20 protein-coding genes and 1 tRNA gene are annotated in these 18,575 nt (G+C 63.8%); 8 read left to right on the top strand and 13 right to left on the bottom strand.

Annotated elements, in window-relative coordinates:
• Window positions 1-9: 9 nt before the first annotated feature.
• Window positions 10-963, bottom strand: coding sequence for an NAD(P)-dependent oxidoreductase (locus AC1DES_RS10615; protein WP_476895664.1), 954 nt, complete (start codon window positions 961-963; stop codon window positions 10-12).
• Between the two features lie 64 nt (window positions 964-1,027).
• Between AC1DES_RS10615 and AC1DES_RS10610 the strand changes: the two genes are divergently transcribed.
• Window positions 1,028-2,092: a D-2-hydroxyacid dehydrogenase gene (locus AC1DES_RS10610; protein WP_476895663.1), complete on the top strand. Its 1,065-nt coding sequence runs from the start codon at window positions 1,028-1,030 to the stop codon at window positions 2,090-2,092.
• Between the two features lie 232 nt (window positions 2,093-2,324).
• On the opposite strand, the gene AC1DES_RS10605 is transcribed toward AC1DES_RS10610, so the two are convergent.
• The 6 genes from AC1DES_RS10605 to AC1DES_RS10580 all read right to left on the bottom strand — a co-directional run bounded on the left by AC1DES_RS10605 (window position 2,325) and on the right by AC1DES_RS10580 (window position 8,111).
• Complete coding sequence (locus AC1DES_RS10605) at window positions 2,325-3,287, bottom strand: IS3 family transposase (RefSeq protein ID WP_476895755.1); 963 nt, start codon at window positions 3,285-3,287, stop codon at window positions 2,325-2,327.
• Between the two features lie 23 nt (window positions 3,288-3,310).
• Window positions 3,311-3,733, bottom strand: a complete 423-nt coding sequence (locus tag AC1DES_RS10600; RefSeq protein WP_476895662.1) for a hypothetical protein — start codon at window positions 3,731-3,733, stop codon at window positions 3,311-3,313.
• A gap of 191 nt (window positions 3,734-3,924) precedes the next feature.
• A complete protein-coding gene (locus tag AC1DES_RS10595; RefSeq protein WP_476895661.1) occupies window positions 3,925-5,274 on the bottom strand; it encodes an MFS transporter in 1,350 nt (449 codons plus the stop codon).
• 167 nt (window positions 5,275-5,441) lie between these two features.
• Entirely contained in the window at window positions 5,442-6,239 is a 798-nt protein-coding gene (locus tag AC1DES_RS10590; RefSeq protein WP_476895660.1) for an IclR family transcriptional regulator, read from the bottom strand.
• Window positions 6,240-6,391: 152 nt separating this feature from the next.
• Complete coding sequence (locus AC1DES_RS10585) at window positions 6,392-7,243, bottom strand: fumarylacetoacetate hydrolase family protein (protein ID WP_476895659.1); 852 nt, start codon at window positions 7,241-7,243, stop codon at window positions 6,392-6,394.
• A 577-nt stretch (window positions 7,244-7,820) separates the two neighbouring features.
• Window positions 7,821-8,111 (bottom strand): hypothetical protein, encoded by a 291-nt coding sequence (locus AC1DES_RS10580; RefSeq protein ID WP_476895658.1) that lies wholly within the window; start codon window positions 8,109-8,111, stop codon window positions 7,821-7,823.
• Window positions 8,112-8,301: 190 nt separating this feature from the next.
• On the opposite strand from AC1DES_RS10580, the gene AC1DES_RS10575 reads away from it, so the two are divergent.
• From AC1DES_RS10575 to AC1DES_RS10555, 5 genes are all read left to right on the top strand, one after another.
• Entirely contained in the window at window positions 8,302-8,601 is a 300-nt protein-coding gene (locus AC1DES_RS10575; RefSeq protein WP_476895657.1) for a hypothetical protein, read from the top strand.
• Between the two features lie 563 nt (window positions 8,602-9,164).
• Complete coding sequence (locus tag AC1DES_RS10570; RefSeq protein ID WP_476895656.1) at window positions 9,165-9,548, top strand: GNAT family N-acetyltransferase; 384 nt, start codon at window positions 9,165-9,167, stop codon at window positions 9,546-9,548.
• Window positions 9,549-9,737: 189 nt separating this feature from the next.
• Complete coding sequence (locus AC1DES_RS10565) at window positions 9,738-10,274, top strand: hypothetical protein (RefSeq protein ID WP_476895655.1); 537 nt, start codon at window positions 9,738-9,740, stop codon at window positions 10,272-10,274.
• Between the two features lie 495 nt (window positions 10,275-10,769).
• Window positions 10,770-11,366 carry an RNA polymerase sigma factor gene (locus AC1DES_RS10560; RefSeq protein WP_476895654.1) on the top strand — a complete coding sequence of 199 codons (597 nt, stop codon included), beginning with the start codon at window positions 10,770-10,772 and terminating at the stop codon, window positions 11,364-11,366.
• Window positions 11,332-12,390 carry a CU044_5270 family protein gene (locus AC1DES_RS10555; protein ID WP_476895653.1) on the top strand — a complete coding sequence of 353 codons (1,059 nt, stop codon included), beginning with the start codon at window positions 11,332-11,334 and terminating at the stop codon, window positions 12,388-12,390. Before AC1DES_RS10560 ends, AC1DES_RS10555 begins: the two co-directional genes overlap by 35 nt.
• Window positions 12,391-12,474: 84 nt before the next feature.
• Here AC1DES_RS10555 and AC1DES_RS10550 read toward each other — a convergent pair whose 3' ends face one another.
• On the bottom strand, window positions 12,475-12,756 hold the full coding sequence (locus AC1DES_RS10550; RefSeq protein WP_476895652.1) for a DNA gyrase subunit A: 282 nt from the start codon (window positions 12,754-12,756) through the stop codon (window positions 12,475-12,477).
• A 195-nt stretch (window positions 12,757-12,951) separates the two neighbouring features.
• Window positions 12,952-13,506, bottom strand: a complete 555-nt coding sequence (locus AC1DES_RS10545) for a TetR/AcrR family transcriptional regulator (protein WP_476895651.1) — start codon at window positions 13,504-13,506, stop codon at window positions 12,952-12,954.
• Window positions 13,507-13,548: 42 nt separating this feature from the next.
• Between AC1DES_RS10545 and AC1DES_RS10540 the strand changes: the two genes are divergently transcribed.
• Together AC1DES_RS10540 and AC1DES_RS10535 are read left to right on the top strand one after the other, a co-directional pair.
• Window positions 13,549-14,709 (top strand): serine hydrolase domain-containing protein, encoded by a 1,161-nt coding sequence (locus tag AC1DES_RS10540; RefSeq protein WP_476895650.1) that lies wholly within the window; start codon window positions 13,549-13,551, stop codon window positions 14,707-14,709.
• A gap of 931 nt (window positions 14,710-15,640) precedes the next feature.
• Window positions 15,641-15,868 carry a hypothetical protein gene (locus AC1DES_RS10535; RefSeq protein WP_476895649.1) on the top strand — a complete coding sequence of 76 codons (228 nt, stop codon included), beginning with the start codon at window positions 15,641-15,643 and terminating at the stop codon, window positions 15,866-15,868.
• 299 nt (window positions 15,869-16,167) lie between these two features.
• Here AC1DES_RS10535 and AC1DES_RS10530 read toward each other — a convergent pair.
• The 4 genes from AC1DES_RS10530 to AC1DES_RS10515 all read right to left on the bottom strand — a co-directional run bounded on the left by AC1DES_RS10530 (window position 16,168) and on the right by AC1DES_RS10515 (window position 18,258).
• Window positions 16,168-16,243 (bottom strand) — tRNA-Val (locus tag AC1DES_RS10530).
• Between the two features lie 128 nt (window positions 16,244-16,371).
• The gene (locus tag AC1DES_RS10525; protein ID WP_476895648.1) at window positions 16,372-17,265 is read right to left on the bottom strand and encodes an NAD-dependent protein deacetylase; all 894 of its coding nucleotides are present in this window, start codon (window positions 17,263-17,265) and stop codon (window positions 16,372-16,374) included.
• A gap of 31 nt (window positions 17,266-17,296) precedes the next feature.
• Window positions 17,297-17,842, bottom strand: coding sequence for a peroxiredoxin (locus AC1DES_RS10520; RefSeq protein WP_476895647.1), 546 nt, complete (start codon window positions 17,840-17,842; stop codon window positions 17,297-17,299).
• Window positions 17,839-18,258 (bottom strand): DUF3052 domain-containing protein, encoded by a 420-nt coding sequence (locus AC1DES_RS10515; protein WP_476895646.1) that lies wholly within the window; start codon window positions 18,256-18,258, stop codon window positions 17,839-17,841. The genes AC1DES_RS10520 and AC1DES_RS10515 overlap by 4 nt, the downstream gene beginning before the upstream one ends.
• Between the last annotated feature and the right edge of the window lie 317 nt (window positions 18,259-18,575).

Here is an 18,575-nt window from a genome sequence, read left to right as displayed (position 1 = left end):
CGCTGATCCTTAATTCGTCTCTGCTGCCGGGTTGTCCGTTGTTTTTTCTGTTGTGCTGCATTTGGTGATGCCGCTGAGATGCGAAATTGTCTGGCGCACGACGGCGAGGTCCCGGTCTCCGAGTCCCTGTCGCTTCAATTCCGCGTACAGTTCGACGCCGGCGCGGGCCATCGGCACGGCGGCGCTGACGGCGGCGGCGCTTTCCAGCACAAAGGAAAGGTCCTTGTGCATGAACTTGGCGGGCCCGGTGGGGTTGTAGTCCTTGGCGGCGAGCCGAGGGCCCACGACCTCCAGGACCCTGCTGCCGGCCAGGCCGCCGGCGAGCACTTCGTAGAGTGCCGCAACGTCCATGCCCGAGCGTTCGGCGAGCTCCGCGGCTTCGGCGAGTGCCGCCGTCGTGGTTCCCACGATGAGCTGGTTGCAGGCTTTGGCCAGCGATCCCGAACCCAGCGGCCCCAGCCTGCGGACCGTAGAGCCCATCGCGCTGAAGATCGGCAGGAGCCTGCGGAAATCCTCTTCCGTGGCGCCCGCCATGATGGCAAGGGTCCCGTCCTCGGCGCCCTGTGTGCCGCCGCTGACGGGAGCATCGACGACGATGGCGTTCCCGCCGCTTGCCCGGGCCACCCGCGCCCCGAAGTCCTTGACCGCGGCCGGCGAGACGCTGCTCATGACAAGAACGGCGGTTCCCGCGGCCGGTGGATTTGCGGACCAGCTGGCCAGCAGTGCCGCGCTTGAGTCCTCGATGTGGGAGATGTCCGGAAGCATGAAGATGATGATCGGCTTGTCCCGGAAGTCTTCGACCTCGGCCACGCGTCCCCCGCCAAGGGCCTCGAACGCATCAAGGGGCGCCGGCGAACGGTTCCAGGCGCTGACGGCCCAGCCCGCCCGGAGGAGGTTAGCCGCCATCGGCGCACCCATGAACCCCAGGCCCACAAAGCCGGCTTCCCTACCGTCCGTATCCATGCTGCCTCACTTCGTCGTGGTTAATCTTTTTGGAATCTGTTCAATACCCTAACCTCCATTCAGTATGATGAACACTATGACGTATAAAACCATCGTCGCGGTCGCCGTCCCGCTCGAAGCAGAGCTTGTGGAGCGCATCCGCGCCGTAGATCCCTCCGTTACCGTCCTTTACGACCCAGAGCTGCTGCCGCCGGAACGCTTTCCCGCGGACCACTCGGGCGATCCGGGCTTCCGCCGGACACCGGAGCAGGAGGAGCGCTACTGGGACATGCTCAACAGCGCCCAGATCATCTACGGGTTCCCCAACGAAAGCCCCGCCGGCCTGGCCAGGATCGCTCGCAGCAACCCGCACCTTGAGTGGATCCATGCCATGGCGGCCGGCGCCGGCGGTGCCGTGAAGGCGTCGGGGCTGGATGCCGAAACGCTGCAGAAGTTCAAGGTGACCACTTCGGCGGGCGTTCACGCTCTGCCACTGGCGGAGTTCGGCACCCTGGGAATCCTCAACGGCTTCAAGCGCAGCGCGGAGCTCGCGCAGGACCAGGCGGCCAAAGTCTGGCCCGAGCTCCGCACTCCCACGCGCCTGGTCGACGGCTCGCACCTCGTCATCACCGGGCTGGGTGAGATCGGGCTCGAGACGGCACGCATCGCCCGCGCCCTGGGCATGACTGTCAGCGGCACCAAGAGGACCGTGGAGCCCATCGACGGCATCGAGGAGGTCGCGGACAACGACGGCCTCGCAGGCCTGCTGGCCACGGCAGACGCCGTCGTCAATACCCTTCCCGGCACGCCGTACACCGAGCGGCTGTTCAACCGTGAAGTATTCGCGGCCATGAAGCCGGGGACGGTCTTTGTGAACGTGGGCCGCGGGACCGTGGTGGACGAGGAAGCCCTGCTGGAGGCCCTCGGGAACGGCCAGGTCTCGTACGCGTGCCTCGACGTGTTCGCCGTGGAGCCGCTCCCCCAGGACAGCCCCTTGTGGAGCCATCCCAACGTAATGGTGTCCCCGCACACCTCGGCCCTCAGCGCAGCCGAGAACCGGCTGATCGCCGAGCGTTTCTGCAGCAACCTGCGGACCTTCCTCGACGGCGGCGAACTCCCGCACCTGGTTGACACGGTCCACTTCTACTAGGCCCCTGCCAGGCCCGACCGGGTCCCGCAGGGCCCCACAGGGCCCGACCGGGTCCCGCAGCCTGCACCGCGCCGATGCACGAGTTCATCAGCGGATCAGCCCGGCACCATTTCAAAGGCGGCAGCGCGGCACCATTTCAAAGGCGGCTTCTCCGGAAACGGAGGGGCCGCCTTTACGTTGCCGGGCCGGGCGACGCGCATATGCCTCTCCGCTACGGGTATTCCGGAACTTGTCAACCTCCTTGAGACAGACTCGCTGGTTCGCGGGTTCGTTTCTTGGGGTCGTTGATCCAGCTTTCGGCGTGGACGGTGTGTGCCCGGGGGCGTTGGTGGTGCCTGTGGGGGTTCGTTGCCCACGAGGCGTCCAGCGCCGTCTGGCGTCTTTGTTGGCACTCGGGCCAGGTGCCTTCGTGTACGGATTCCGGGGTGTAGTAACCGATCCCGGAATGGCGGTGTTCGGTGTTGTAGGCGTGGATGAAGCGGGTGGTCCAGTCCCTGGCGTGCTCTATATCTGCGAAGTGCCGCGGGTAGTCAAGGTCGTACTTCATGGTCTTGAACTGCGACTCGGAGAACGGGTTGTCATTGGAGACCCGGGGCCTGGAATGGGACTGGATGATGCCGAGTTTGGCCAGGTAGTTACCCATGTCGATGCTGGTCATCACCGAGCCCCGGTCAGCGTGGAGGACTTCGGGTTTGGCGTGCTCCCGCGACAAGGCGTCGGTGATCATGTCGAGGGCTTCCAGTGTCCTTTCGGAGGGCTCCAGCCGCCATCCCACTACGTAGCGGCTGAAGACGTCCAAAATGACGTACAGCCGGAAGTTCCGGCCCCGGTCCACGGACCGCAGGACGGTGATATCCCAGGACCATACCTGGTTCGGGCGGGACGCGCAGAGCTCCGGGATCACCTTTGGTTTATGGGTGGCCGTGACCCTGCGGTCACCGTTGAGTTTCCTCGCCCGTGCCACCCGGTGCCAGGACGATTCCGAGGCAACATAGATGCCCTGGTCCAAGGTCCGATAGAACACCTGGGACACGCTCAGATCCGCGGATTCCTCGTCGATCAGGAATGCCTCGATCCGGGCACGTTCCTGACCGGTGAGCGTCGTTGGCTGCACGCGTTCTTTCTGCGGGACCGGTGCCGGTTTCACGGCCCGCGGCGCCCGGTGCCGGTACCAGGTGGGCCGGGAGACACCCATGATCTGGCACGCGGACACCACGCTCAATCCGTCGGAGACGAGGCCCGCGACTGCTTCTTCCCGGATAGCGTCTGCAGCGGGGCCGGCTCCGCGCCCTCGGCAAGTTTCTCCAAGAGCGCGTGCGCTTTTCCCGCGGACTCCAACGCCGCCTTCAGAATCTCCTGATCCGCTTGCGCCTTCGCCAGCTCCCGGCGCAACCGCACAATCTCGGCGCTCTGCCGCTTCGGCGTCATGACACCATCACGCGAGGACCGCTTACCCGTCGGAGTCGCAGCAAACTCATCATGATCCCGAGCGTAAGCCCAAATCCTGACCGCATTCGCCGAAACCAAATACTCACGCAACACCGCACCCTTTTGACCATGCGGGGCAGCCTCGTACTTCTCCAGGATCGAGAGCTTCTGTTCAAGAGTCCGGAACGGAACTTTCCCAGTCGATTTCGTCATGCCCAACCCGCCTGCCTGTCGCTAAAACAATCTGTCTCACGACAGGCTGACAGAGAGGGATTCCCTGCATGTCAGATATTTTGCGCGTCGCCCGGTAATTCCCGTGGCGCACAAAGGCCGTGGCCCTTTCCTCAGCGGAAGCAGCCACGGCCTTTGGTTGCGCAGGCCGGCCGGCGAGCAGCCTTGAACAACTAGCTTGCGTCCTCCGTGAGGAGGAGGTCGCGTGCCACTGTCTCGGGCGTGAAAAACGTAGTGACGAATGAGATGAGGGCAAGAACCGCCGAGTACACGGCGAGCACCAGCCAGGAGTAGTTCGTGGAAGCGAGTAGCGCTGCGCCTACGAGCGGAACCAGTCCCCCAGCCAGGACCGCGGAGAGTTCACGGCTCATGGCGACGCCGGTGAACCGGTACTGCGAGCCGAAAAGTTCAGGCAGGAGCGGGCACTGCGGTCCGAGCATCGACTGAACCCCAAGGGCGATGCCCACCACCATGACGGTCCAGACAAGCGTCACATTGCCCAGCGTCACGAGATAGAACGCCGGAAACGCGATGAGCGCCTGGAAGAGCGCGCCGTAGCGATAGACGGGCACCCGGCCGAACCTGTCCGACAACGCACCGAACGTGACTACCATGATGGCCGCGAAGCCGGCAGCTATGAGCAGGCCCACAGGACCGATGAACTTGTCGCCGGGGAATACCCCATCCTTGGCCGCCAGAAAGGCGATGAGGAGTGCGGAGTAGATCGAGGAATTTCCGTTCTCCCCCATGCGCAGGCCGATGCCGATCAGCACGTTCTTCTTGGAGTGCTTCCAGAGTTGGCCGATGGGGTTTTTGACCACGTTCTTGTGCTTCTCGAGCTCCTGGAAGACCGGCGTTTCCTTCAGCCGCAGCCGGATGAAGATTGCCACCGCTATCAGGATAACGCTGGCCAGGAACGGCAGGCGCCACAGCCAGCCTTCGAGGACGGCCTTGTCAGCCATCGCGATGAGGGCAAACGTTCCGGCGCCGAGCAGGGTGCCCAGCTGGATGCCGACGAACGGGAGCGAGGCGAAGAAGCCACGACGGCGGCGCGGTGCGACTTCGGAAATCAACGTGGTGGCGCCCGCCTGCTCCGCGCCGGCACCCAGTCCCTGCAGGATGCGCAGGGTCACCAGGAGGACTGCGCCCAGCATCCCTGCCTGTTCGAACGTCGGCAGCAGGCCGATGGCGAAGCTTGCGGTACCCATCAGGCCGATGGTGAGGAGGAGGACCATTTTGCGGCCGAACCTGTCGCCGATGTGGCCGAAGATCACTCCGCCAAACGGCCGCGCGGCGAAACCCACCCCGTACGTGGCAAACGAGGCGATCAGCGCTCCGTCCTCACCGAGCGGCTTGAAGAACAGCGGGCCGAAGATCAGGGCCGAGGCCAGGCCGTAGATGTAGAAGTCGTAGTACTCCAGTGCGGAGCCCACTGAACTGGCAAGAGTTGCCCGCCGCAGCTGTTCCGGATCGACGACGGCGTCGTCCGCTTCAGTCAATGGCTTATTAGTACTAGTTGTCACAAGCACTCCCTCAAGAACACTCCAGACCCCCGTTGGCCTGGTGGGATAGGAACAACCCCTGAGGGGCCGATCACCATGCTGAACAGCGTACAACATAGTGATCGGTTAGCCAATGTGTTATCAGATTTGAATTTCCGTACGCGCCTGGCTGGTTGACGGCTCCAGCCCTACCCCATGGGATTCCCGAGGGAACGCGCCAGTTCCTTGAGCTCCTTCACCATCAGGGCTCCCTGCTCTTCCGCGTAGGTGGCCTTCAGTGCGGTAACCGACAGGCCCAGGCTGGGCCCGTGCGCACCGTGCGTTGGTACCGAGACGGCCAGGCATACGACGCCCGTGGTCGATTCCTCATCCTCGAAGGCGTAGCCCTGCTCCCGGATGACGGCGAGTTGTGCCTTGAGCTCGGCTCCGCTCCGGAGCGACTTCGGAGTCAGCACCGGAAGTTGGGCATCGTCCGGGAACATCTCGGCGATGTCGTGGTCGTGCAGCCGCGCAATGAGCGCCTTGCCCACGGCACAGAGGGACACCGGCATCTTGTCCCCGATGTTGGAGGTCAGGCGGACGGCGGGGTGACCCTCATAGCGGGCCAGGTAGATCACGTTTGTTCCGTCGAGCATGGCAATGCGGACGGTTTCGCCCGAGAGCGTGGGCGCCTGTTCGCAGAACTGGTAGAACTCCTGGACCTCGTCAAGGCGGCTAAGGTAGGCCGCGCCGAGCTCGACCAACTTGCGTCCGAGCGTGAACTCGGCACCGTGGCGCTTGATGAGCCTGGCCTCCTCCAACGCAAGCAGGAGGTTGGACGTTGATGATTTTGGAATTCCCAGCTCCCTGGCGAGGTCACTCAGCGTGAGGCGCCCGGTCGCGGAGGCTGCAAGGGCCTCCAGCACCGCCGCGGCGCGGGTTACCGCGGGTGCGGGCGAGGCGCTCCCCAGCCCGTCAGCGGTTCGGGGAACTCGGGAATCGGCCATGATTCTCCTTCAGGTATCGCGCACGTGCCGCCGGCAACATTTCAATGCCGTTCATTCAGCTGAACAGTAACCATCATAATGTCTAGGAGCGCCAACCGCGCCCGGAGGGCTGCCATCGACTTCGCGCAGCCTCTCGATGCCGCCGGATGCCGTCAGGTTGCGGCCGGATGCCGTGAGGCTGCGGCCACCACGGGATTCGTAAGCTGTCCAATGCCTTCAATGTGGCAGGTGACGGTGTCGCCGGGAACGATACGGGCGCATTCGGCGGGGAAGCCGGTGAGCAGCAGGTCGCCCGGATGAAGCGTCATGAACGACGTCACATAGACCAGAATTTCCTCGACTCCCCACCCGAGGTCAGCGGAGCTGGCCGCCTTGAGCTCCGTGCCGTTGTGGGTGATCCCGATCGCCAGGTCGGCGCCATCCAGATCTGTGACGATCCACGGCCCCACCGGGGTGAACGTATCCTGGCTCTTGGCGCTGATCCACAACTCGTCGGTCTTCTGCAAGTCCCTGGCGGAGACGTCGTTTCCTATGGTGAAACCGAGAACCGCGGACCGTGCATTGCCCAACGTCAGTCCCCGGGCCCGGCTCCCGACGACGATCGTCAGTTCCGCCTCCGGCTCGACGCGTCCTACGCCTGCCCCGAGTTCGACGGCATCTCCCGGACCGACAACGCTGGTCGACGCCTTGTGGAACGCCTGGGGAGGGAGATCGCGGCCCGTTTTGCCGGTGTTGTGCGCCATGCCCAGGACATTGGCCGGGACGCTCGGCGCCAGGAACGTGAACGAACTTTCTTCAACCGCGGCCCCGAGCTCCCAACCCCTGCGGGGTGGGCTCCCGGCGTTGGCCAAGGAACCGGGGAACGGCGTGTTGATCACCGTCCACGACTTCCCCGCGTCACTTCCGAAGTCCAAGGCGTCGTTGGCGACGAAGAACTGCTCAGACCCCGAAACCGGGGAGAGGGGGCGGACACGGGCAATGCGGCGGGCACTCGCTGTGGTCATGGTGACATCCTAGGTGCCGGGCCGGGGCGGGAACTGAATGTGTCCGGCTGGCGCTTCGGGCCCGCACGCCAGTCCGAAATCGTCGTGGCAGAGAGCACCTCCGTTCCGCCATCCCGAGCCCTGGAGGGATCCGTTCGATTGCCGGACGCATGTAAGCCAAACCGCAGACTCTGCCCGGGGGCGGCCCAGAGTTTTGGGTCAAGCCACGTCTGGACGCGGCGCCTTCCAAGCACTCTCAATTAGGCCATCGAATGGCTATTTCTGCTGGCCAGAACGGGTGCCCGCGTGTTTCACATTTCCTAATATTCACGGTATATTCGTTACAAGCCTTCCACCGCGGCATCCCCCAATAGTCGCGGTGGAAGGCTTTTCCAATGCCCGGACGCAATGCCCCGACTTTTCGTCGCTTTTGCCACGTCCGTCCCGTTGGCTCGTACCGTGCCGCACACCTGCATGCCGGTTCCGACGCTCAGTGCAATTTCCTGCGCCGGGGTCCGGCCAGTTCCGCCGTGAGCTTTGTTTCGCGGTCAACCCTCCAGGAGCGTCGCAACACGCCTTCAGGAAGCCGTTCCTCCGCCTACGCGGCGTCCGCGATGGCCTCGCGAAGCCGCCAGCCCCCGCCCAGGCCGTCACGGATGAGCTCCATAGTGGTCAGGGCCGATCCGTGGTTACGGCCCAGCCTCGCCTGGACCTGCCAGACCTCAACGTCGACCCGGCTGAGCCCTTTCGGCATCCTGCGCTCTGCTTCCCACCAGCTCACCCGCTCAAACCAGCGGACGGGCTCTGCCCCCACGGTCCATTCACGGCCACCGCGGACCACCGCCAGGGGTCGTCCGTCGGGCCCCGTCTTCAACATCACATGTTCCATGCCCGTCACAGTAGGGCTGGGCCCTGACACTTTTGACGGCGCTCCCACCAAACCCTCATCCACCGTTGCTGACGGCACTCCCGGCTGGGACCCCGCCCGCCTGTCAGGGACACTCACGATTCCCCGTAAGCCGGCTGCTGTCGTATCGGGACCCTATTCCGGGCAAGGCCCGCGGTTGTAGGCTCCGAATATGGCGGAAACAGAAGGCCGCAAGCGGCTGGAACCACGAATGACGCGCGGCAGCTTTAGATTCATTTTCGGGGGCGTGATGGTCCTAATCATCCTCAGCGCCATCCTCATGCTGCTGAATCTGGGCATCGTGTCGGGCAGGGAGTGGGAGCCGTTAGGTTTTTTCATCGCGGCTGCGCTCTTGGCAGTCAATGTGATCTTCTTCGGCCACCTGCTCCGCGTTCGCCTCAACGACACACCGTTCTGGAACGAAGAAGAAGCCCGCAGGGAAGGTTGGGACCGCAGGGGACGGCAACTTTAACCTCTGCAGAAAGCTTCGGAAAATGCCGGCTCGTCCTTAATTGCCGTGAGACACGGAATCGCGCCGCCCCAGCGCTCGATGTCGACTTACCGCTGGCGTCGAGTGACACGACCTCGGGTGGACACGTCTCATGCTCAACTATCGTGCATAGCCGAACTTCATTCCAGTCAAACAAACAAGGTTGCAGTAATCCCCCCATCAGCGTGCATTTCATCGTGCGGGTCTTACGTACAGTGCCCAGGCCAGCAATCGCGCGGAACGTGGCGGCGGACTCCGCGGCACGGTGATCGACCGGCTTACGGGCGCAAGCTGAGGGGTGACCAGACCACCATCAGCTCAGACCGGTCCCGGAGCGGCCATTCGTCGTTGATAGTGTTCGGGTATGTTCAATCCCTCCTCCCCGTACCACGAACCAGGGTTCGGCGCATGGAAGCAAGGGCTAGGCGCTTTGCCATCTTCGGAGGTCGTGATCCGCGAGGCGGAGCAGACGGCGCAGGACGGTCGCTGGATGCGATGGATGCAGGCAGACTGCGAGTCAACCAATATTCAGTCTGTCGAGTACAATGTGTCGAAGATTGAGCAGGAGCTCGTTTTGCTGGCAGAGATCGCGGATTATCCTGTCGGGTTTTTGTTGTGTGCTTGCGGGTCGAACCAATTCGGACCCGCTGTTCATTCAGCTGGTTGCCGTAGTTCCCGCCGCGCGGCAACGAGGGGTAGGACTCGCGCTCCTCAGTGCGGCCGCCGTGCGGCAGCCCCAACGCAACATCGCGATGGCCACTCTCGACGACAACGTCGCCGCGCGAAGGTTGAATGAGCGTTTCGCGCAATCGATCCGTGGGAACATTCAGCGTGTTCCCGTCCGCCGGTTCCGACCGTCCGATTTAGGGTTCGCTCAAGGAGAGCACCACCGTCCCTGGATGATCGACCGTCAACACGAAGCTGATTGACGGGCCGTCGGGGTTAGCCGGCGCGACGAGCGGGCACTGGCGGTAGTAAGACCGAGGGGACATTGCAACTCGGCAGTAAATTGCATCAGCTCCGCCTGCACCCCTGCTTCCGTCCTGTTGATACCAGCAATCTGTCCCTCAATTGGCAGAACCCAACCAATACTGGTGCAGAGGCCTACACTTTCAGCCATGGGGGACTCAGAGTCAGACGTCGGGGCAACTCCGGTGATCGGGCGGGTCGCCGTCGGCATCTGCGCCGCGGCCAACCTGACCATCCTGAGTGTGATCATCACAGATGCGCTATCCAGCAGCGCCACCGCGGTCCTATCCGCCATGGCTCCACCATCAGGGCTCCTCGGGCTGCTGGCCTTCGGACTCGGGGCTTCCGTTATCCTCGGACTCATCTTCGCGGTGAACTCCCTGACCGGTCCCAACTCCGACTACGGGAAGATTCTGAGTCTCTTCAGGCGCAACGACCTCAAGGGATTGAGCGACGCCGCACCAGCCATGCCGCTCTTGGGGTTTTCGTTCCTGATTTATTGGCTTGGCTTCATGGGCGTCTCCTGGTTCGCGTGGAGACGCCACGAGCCAGGGTCTGCTATGGCCGAGGTGAGCGGCGCCCTCACACTCGTCGGCGCTGCCGCCTTGGCTCTCTGGATGATCCTGGTGGCTCTCGGCAAGAGGTCACCGCACTCCGCAGGAAGTGGCGCGCAGGAGCAACCCTAGTTTCGCCCCATTGGAAGTGCTAGATGGAGTCCACAGTCTCTGCCTCGGATTTGGCCTGCTGATGTTTTCACCCGAGCGGCACCTGTACCGGCATGAAGCCCCCGGAGCTTCCCTCCACGAGCCTAACCCTGAAGCTGGGGATTCCGGACAGCAATCACCAACGTCCCTGACGCACGCCGCGGTCTCCCGCACTTGGCTCACACCAGCCAGCGCGCAGAATGCACGTTGAGGGATCCCCTAGCGGGCCACGCCCGGCGCCAAATAGCGCCGCAAAAAGACCGCCATTTACCGCCGAAAGTCACAGTCCAGGACTTCCATGTCGACACAGGCATAAAGGGTCGTTTTTGACCTAGTCCGGATAAACATGAGGCCAGAGTCGGAACGGCCTCCTGAGCTATCCGCCCATCGACCACCGGTACGCTTCGACGGAGATCCACTGGCACGAAGAAGGGGACGCTCCGTGAACCCTTTTGCGGCCAGCGGGCAATACATAGTGTGAGCACAGACAGCGACATCATCAGGCGGTCCCGGGACAGCCCCACAGCTTTCGGGGAGTTGTACGACAGACACGCCTCAGTCATCTACAGATACGCCGCCAGACGGGCCGGCGACTTCGCCGCCGATGACGTCACGTCGGAAACTTTCCTGGTGGCCTGGGAGCAACTGGAGGCCTACGACCTTGCCCGGGATGATGCCCGGCCTTGGCTGTTCGGCATCGCCACCAATCTGCTCCGCCGACATCACCGCGCTGAAGCCAGAATGCTAAGAACGGCAGCGAAATCGGCTTCGCGAGAGGCGGTCGCTGACGATTCAGACCGGGTTGCTGCCCAGGTGGACGCCGTTGTCGCGACTGGGCGCATCGCCATCAGCCTGAAGGCTATGGCCGCCATCGATCGGGAAACACTGCTGCTCTACGCCTGGGCCGACTTGACCTACGAGGGCATCGCCTCCGCCATGGAAGTACCGGTCGGAACCGTGCGGTCCCGGCTGAACCGCGCACGCCGAACCCTGCGAACCCAGCTCAACCTCGAACTACTTGATGAAACGGAGAACGACCATGGACGGCTTGCAGCTGCTCCGCGAAATGCGTAGTGACATCGGCTCCGCCCCGCCGGCCACCCTGGCCCGCGGCCGCAACAACCTCATGGCCAAGGTCGGCTCGACTTCCCGTCCCGAGACAACGACCAGTACGCACGCTCCGGCCACGGTGAGTCCCATCCGCTTCCGGCGCCGTGTCCTGCTGGCCTCGGCCGCCGCTGCCCTCCTCGTGGGCGGCATCGTAGCGGCCGACGTGGTCCTGCCGGGCCAATCCGGAGCAACCGCCGAAGCGGCCGAGGTACTCAACAACGCCGCGGCAGCCACCATCCAGACGTCCGATCCGTTAGTGGGACCGGGCCAGTACCTGAAAATCGAAACCACGGCCGTCTATGGCGCTAGCTCAGTCGCCGCCGACGGAACCCAAGCTGCGTGGCTGGACAAGACCGGAGGCCAGGTCTACGTGCCGGCAGATCGAAGCGGAACGTGGATCTGGAACCGGGAAGACCGCGTGCCTACGACCTTCTTCAGCGAAGCCTCCAAGGCAGCGGTAGCCAAGATGCAGGAATCGCTGGCGAAAGACCCCGGCCCGAGTCTGGTCGGCATTCAGCGTGCCCCGCGGGGCGCCTTCTACGGGAGCGAACAAACGGTCATCAACGGCATCCCTCTTGCCAAGGTTTCCAGCCTGCCGAAGGACCCTCGGGCGCTCCTGAATTTCATTCGAGAGCGCACCAAAGGCGCCGGCCCCTCCTCCGAAATGGAGGCACTGATCACGATCGCAGATACCCTGCGCACCGGGGTCATCCCCGCCGATGTGCGTGCTGCCCTCTACAAGGCGGCAGCCCTTATCCCTGGTGTCACGGTCGTGGACAAGCAGGCAACACTGAACGGCAAAACCGGTGTAGCCATAGGAATCCAGTCACCGGACGGAGGCGCCCGGCAGGAAATCATCATCGATCCGGATACCGGACTGATGATCGGCGAACGGGACGTTTCACTGAAGGCCACCGCTGATTTCCCCGCCGGAACTGCCACAGCCTGGACCGCCGTGCAGACATCCGTAGTGAACTCCGCACCGTAGCCTCCACTGAACGAGAACGGCCGCCTGGAATACAGAGTCCGGGCGGCCATTTGTCTCTGGGAGCCACGGGGAATGGTCAACTCTCTATGGCTCCCCGCCAGACGACAGGATCGATCTGAGTTCTTCCGCTTGATCAGCAATAGCCTGGCGCTGTTCGCGAGTGAACCTTCTGAGTTGCGTATCCAGGATGACCCAGCAGGACATTTCGTCCAGCTCCAACAGTTCCATCAGACGACGAATCGCTTCGTCTGGGTCCTCCGAATCCTCGACCACTTGGAAGACATCCTTCCGCCGATCCATCGCCTTCACGAGGCCGTCCCGGATTCCGAGGTTGTACTCAGTATGCCTCCGCTGCTCCGCATCCATGATGCGATTCTTCCATGCACGACTATCGCCGGAGGCGGGGACCGCCGAATTAACGCTCTCCAACTGGAACGCTCATGGCGCTCCTAGTGTTGGGGAATTCTTCGTCCGGTAGAGGACCGGCTAACGGACGGTCAGCTCGCCCTCACCTTTCGGGCGGCAGCCGTCCTGCAGGCCGTCCTCATCTGGAGCGCAGCATTAGGAGGCACGCTCTAGCGCGGGCAAGCCCTGATGTACGAGCGCGAGCAGGATCTCGAAGTCAAGGTCGCGCTGGTCGCGCGGGACGTCGACGAATCTGCCGCCCGCTTCACTGGCCAGGAATCCGAGGGCGACAGTGGAGACGAGCCGTTCACCGCGATCCAGTTCTTCCGCCGGAATGCCGCAGTCCCGCAGGGCGTCCCGGATCCGGGCGCGTAGTGCCAGGCTTCCGCTCGTGATCGCAGGTCGCTGAAGCAGCAGGGGGAAGACGTTTGGGTGGCGTGCCGCTGACGCGCGCAGTCCGCGCGCGAGTGCTTCGAGCCGCGGCCACCCGGACAGTCGATCGTCTGGATCCGAAAGCTCACGCAGCACGGCTTCGACCAAAAGATCGAGCAGGTGCTCCTTGTCGTCGACGTGTCGGTAGAGCGCCATCGGCGTGACGCCGACCAGCGCGGCCACCGCCGACATTGTCACCGCTTCTAGGCCTTGGTCGTCAGCGATCGCGAGCGCGCAGGCGATGACGTCATCACGCGTGAACCGGGGCGGACGTGGCATGCGAACCTCCTTCGCAATAACTATATGACATATAGTTACCGCATGAAGCGAGTTATGAGATTCGGCCTGGTGTCCCTCGCCGCTGTCATCGCGAGCGTAGTGGCAGGGGTGGCTGTCCTTTCCGGCGGCGATGTCGCCTTCGCGTGGCGAGTCATCAGTCGCGGTGAGTCCAGTACGAACGACCTGCATTGGAAGCGGCACGTGACAATCGCCGCCGGTGACCCACGGTCCTGGCCGGGGACGGATCGTTGCAATGATGTGCAGCGCGCGGCCGGGGGTGACCTCGATTCTGTCCTGCTCGCTGGCGGTGCGACCCAGCTCGTTGTGATCCGGCATGGCCAGCTCGTCTGCCAGTGGGCGGCCCCGGGACACTCGATCGACGAACTGCGGTCCGCGTTCTCGATTAGCAAGACGATCACCGCTCTGCTGCTTTCGCGCGCTGTTGCGGCCGGGAAGATGTCGTGGGACGACCCGATCACGAAGTGGATCCCCGAGCTCGGGGATCGGGATTCGCGATTCGCGCGTATCACGCTCGCTGATCTCGTGGACATGCGCTCTGGGATCGAGTTCCAGGTGGTCACCCGGTTCCCGTGGTTCAACCAGGGCGCTCCCCGCGTCTACTACGCCAGCGATCTGCAGAGTGCGACTATCCAGGACCCGCGCATAAGCTCCGCGCCTGGCGTGTTCACCTACAACGACTGGGCACCAAACCTGCTCGGGATCGCCTACCAGCGCGCGACCGGAAACCTCATGGCTGGGCCAGGCGCTACAGCCCTGTGGGCGGACATCGGCGCGCAGAAGCCGGCTTGGTGGCTGGTCGACGGTCACGGCTTTCCCTGGCACGAGTCCGGTTTCGTGGCCACGGCCGCCGACTTCGCCCGGGTCGGCGAACTCCTCCTTGACGACCCAAACAGCGACTTCGCACACCGTAGCGCAGTTGCGGTCCTCACCCCCGTCGTATCAGACGAGTCGGGTGCCCCGCCAGGTTACGGCAGTGTCCCCATGGGCTACGGCAACGGGCTCTGGATCCTTCACGATACGGCTCATCCCGCGTACGCGGCACTCGGCTACCACGGAGAAGTGATGGTCGTCGACCCCAGCACAGACACTGTCGTCGTACGACTCGGGGACTCCGGCTACGAAAACGTCACCTCGGAACCCCAGATCGCTGCCGAACTCGAACGCTGGGCCCGCGAAATGTAAACTCCGGTCCACCACATCACCGAACCAGTATGCCGTCAACAACTTCATCGCCAGCAACAGCAAGCTTGTGCCGGCATGCTCCGTGCCGGTACCTATTCCTCCAAGGCGATCCGGGAACTGCTGCGTCGGCGGGGCATCCAGGCCGTGAACCCCCGAACGCAGCGGCCAGAAAGCGATCCGAAAGCGCCGCCGAGCCAAAGGCGGACGGCCACGATCGTCCGGGTCGCAACGACGACGGCAAAGTCTCCGCCCCACACTGGGCAACGATTCCATGGCGCCAGCCTAGTAGCGGGCACGGGCACCGACGGGCAAATACCCCAGTCTCGGACAGCGGAGAGCCGTTGACCGACGATTGTTACGTGCGTATGGTGGACGGGTTCCGTCGCATCCCCCCAGCCGCGACGGAACGGAACCACAAGAATGCCCCCGCAGGAGTCCCTCACCAGACTCAGGCGGGGGCGTTTTTGCGTCCGGATACGATGGTTAAGTGCCGGTGGGCGCGAGTATCGGGTCAGGTTCGGCGGACGGCGGCCATGCCGCGTGGTGGCAATGGCATTCGCCCGGTTGAATGGGCAAAGCGTCAATCTTCAACAAGGCCCGGTGGACTACAACTAGAAACAGGAGCGCGCCCAGGACCGCTGCCACAATTCCGAACGCCGCCGCCGCCCCTGCCACCTCAGGTGCGGCACCGAAAAACGAACGCCCGGGAGAGGTTGCGCCTTGATGCCCTGCCAATGCCAAGCCAGCGCCTCCCAGCGACAAAATGACGCCAGCAGTAAACACGCCAGCTGCAGGTTTGTGGCTCATGCGATCCCCCCGAATCGGTCGAATAGTCCCGCCAGCCTACAGCCCGGCTCTCCCGCCGCCATGAGTTGCCCCCACCAGCCTCCGGGCCGGTGGGGCTTTTCGTGCCTCCGAATACGATGTCGGCATGGCATCGTTCACGCTCGACGGCGAAACCTACGAGTATCTGAGGCCGGATCCAGGCCACGCGGAAGAGACACACTCGTGGACGTACGGCGCCTACCCGAAGGTCATGGCCACACTCCCCCTGGCTGGCGGCCGGACCAAGGACGTGTACGCCGTCGCCGAGCGTTGGAACCCCTCCCACATCCTGGTCTCCTGGGCCGATGATGAAGGGCACTCGCATTGGGCATAGATCCCTGCCGGGAACGTCCGGCGCGTCAACGACTCCGAGTGGGACATCGAAGAATACCGGCGTTGCCCCGTAAATATGCGCGGAATCCGGTGGGCTCACAGGCTGTCCGGCTTCCTGCCCTCCTGAAAAGCCAGGGAGGTTTTAGGGAGGGTCAGCACCGGCAGAGCGCTTTCACCCACTGTAACTTTACGGACTCCTGCGGAAGAGTCTCCAAGTAATCCAACGGAACTAGACTCGCCAGGACAACGCAAAAGCCCCGCCGTTCCTGGCCTCTCGGCCTGCAACGACGGGGTTTTCCTTGGTGGGTCCTACCGGGATCGAACCGATGACATCCACGGTGTAAACGTGGCGCTCTACCAGCTGAGCTAAAGACCCAAACCGTGATTTCCGCACTTCCGCGCGTCAACCAACGAACAGCTACTGTACCGGATGCGACCGGCCGAACGCTAATCGCGGCGCGCCCGCCCGTCACCGGCGCGGAGCCCGTCGGCCGACGCGGCGCCTTACAGTTCCGGAAGTTCTGCCGCGAGCCACGTCAGGGCCCCGCTGACGCCTGCTTCCAGTTTGATAGTGGCCAGCTCGTCGCCTCTCGTCTGGCCCCTGTTGATGATGACCACGGCCTTGCCTTGCTTGGCCGCATGGCGGACAAAACGAAGGCCGCTCATCACTGTCAACGAGGACCCGGCGACAAGGAGCGCAGCGGCCTCGTCCACCATGGAGTAGGAACGTTCCACGCGGTCTTTCGGCACGTTCTCGCCGAAGTACACGAAATCGGGTTTCAGGGTGCCGCCGCACGCGGGACAGTGCGCCAAGACGAAACTTTCAATCAGCCCGGCGTCCTCGACCGTGGCATCTGCGTCGGGGGCCATCTCGACCACGCCCGCGGCCAGGGCACGCTCCAGGAATCCGGGATTGAGTTCCTCAAGCACGCCCGCCAGCAGCCTGCGGCTGTAGCGGCGTTGGCATCCGAGGCAGACGACCTGGTCGAACCGGCCGTGCAGGTCCACCACGTTGACGCTGCCGGCATCCTCGTGGAGGCGGTCCACGTTTTGCGTGATGAGTCCGGTGAGCAGCCCCCGCTGTTCCAGGCGGGCCGCGGCGGCGTGGCCGTCGTTGGGATCCGCCCGGCGCAGATGGGACCATCCGATGTGGTTCCGGGCCCAGTAGCGCTGCCGGTTGCCCGGACTGCCGATGAATTCCTGGTACGTCATCGGGGCCCGCGGGGCGGCGCCGGGTCCGCGGTAGTCTGGAATGCCGGAATCGGTGCTCAGGCCTGCCCCGGTCAGCAGGGCAAAACGCTCGCCGGCGAGGACGGCGCGGATTTCCTGCAGCACCTCAAGCTCGTCGCGGGCCGGCGCTGCGGCCGCAACCGGCGGCAAACTCGCAAAACCAGTCATGCCGACTCCAGGGCGCCGTTGCCTCACGGGTTCAGTTCCCGCCGAGACCCGCCAGCGCGGCGCGGTATTTTGCAAGATCCCGCGCCTGGCCACGGGGATTCACCACGACGTATCGCACGATTCCGGCCGCATCGATGATGAACGTGCCGCGCTTGGCCATGCCGTTCTCGGCATCAAACACGCCGTACGTTTCGGCAACGGCGCCATGCGGCCAGAAGTCGGCCAGCAGGTCGAAGCCGTACCCTTCCTTTTGCGCGTACGCCCGCTGGGCGAACTTGCTGTCCACCGAGACCGCCAGCACGGCGGCGTCGGCGTCCTCGAAAAGTGCCAGGTTGTCCCGGATTTCGCACAGTTCACCCGTGCAGATACCGGAGAAAGCGAACGGGTAGAAAACGATCACCACATTGCGGCCCCGGAATTCCGAGAGCCTCACCGGCTCCCCGAACTGGTTTGCCAGTTCGAAGTCCGGTGCGGGCTCGCCGACCGCGGGAACGGCCGTCGCCGGAAATACCGTCGCGGGAACCGCCGTCGCTGGAGCGGACGGCCGTGCGCCGGCCTGCTCCAGCGCTTGCGTCACTTGTTCTTCCGCGTGACCAGCCGGGTGGCGCTCCAGTCCTTGGAGACGCCCGCGGAGGTGGTGTAGTGCAGACCAGCGGTGGGGGCGGCATCCTGGATGTCCGCAGGCGACACGTAGCCGACACGGCCGGACTTCGGGGTCAGGACCCAGACCACGCCGCCTTCACTCAGGGTGGTCAGCGAATCGACAAGGGTGTCAACGAGGTCTCCGTCGCCGGCGCGCCACCAAAGAATTGCGGCATCGACGACTTCGTGGTCGTCCTCATCAAAGAGTTCCGACCCCGTGAGGTCTTCGATGTCGTCACGCAAGTCGAAGTCGACGTCGTCGTCATAACCGAATTCCTGAATCAGGTCCCCGTCTTTGAAACCCAGTTTCTCCGCCACATTTACCGAAGTGGCGGCGTCGGCCTCGCTCACGTGTTGCTCCTATGCTTGGTGTTTTCAATATCGCTAGTGATTTCCATTACTACAAGCCAACACCCTTTGGGCCTGCGCTTCAAGCTGTTGGCACCGCGATCCGCCATATTCTGCGTCACACAGCGCGATCCGAACGCCGCATCGCGGCTTCTCGTCACACAACCAGTATGCCCGGGAAATACAACAGTGCCTCCATACGACGGCTACGCATCCTCCAGCTGTCACAGCTAGAGTGGCTGGTGACGACTACGCCTGCAAGGGCGACCGCCCCGCTTATACAGGCAGGCATAGTCGTGCATGGACCTTGCCCGGCGCAC

The sequence above is a fragment of the Arthrobacter sp. 05T442 genome, from assembly GCF_056395945.1.
Note: the sequence above shows the minus strand (reverse complement) of the source record. Positions and strands in the feature narration are given on the sequence as shown.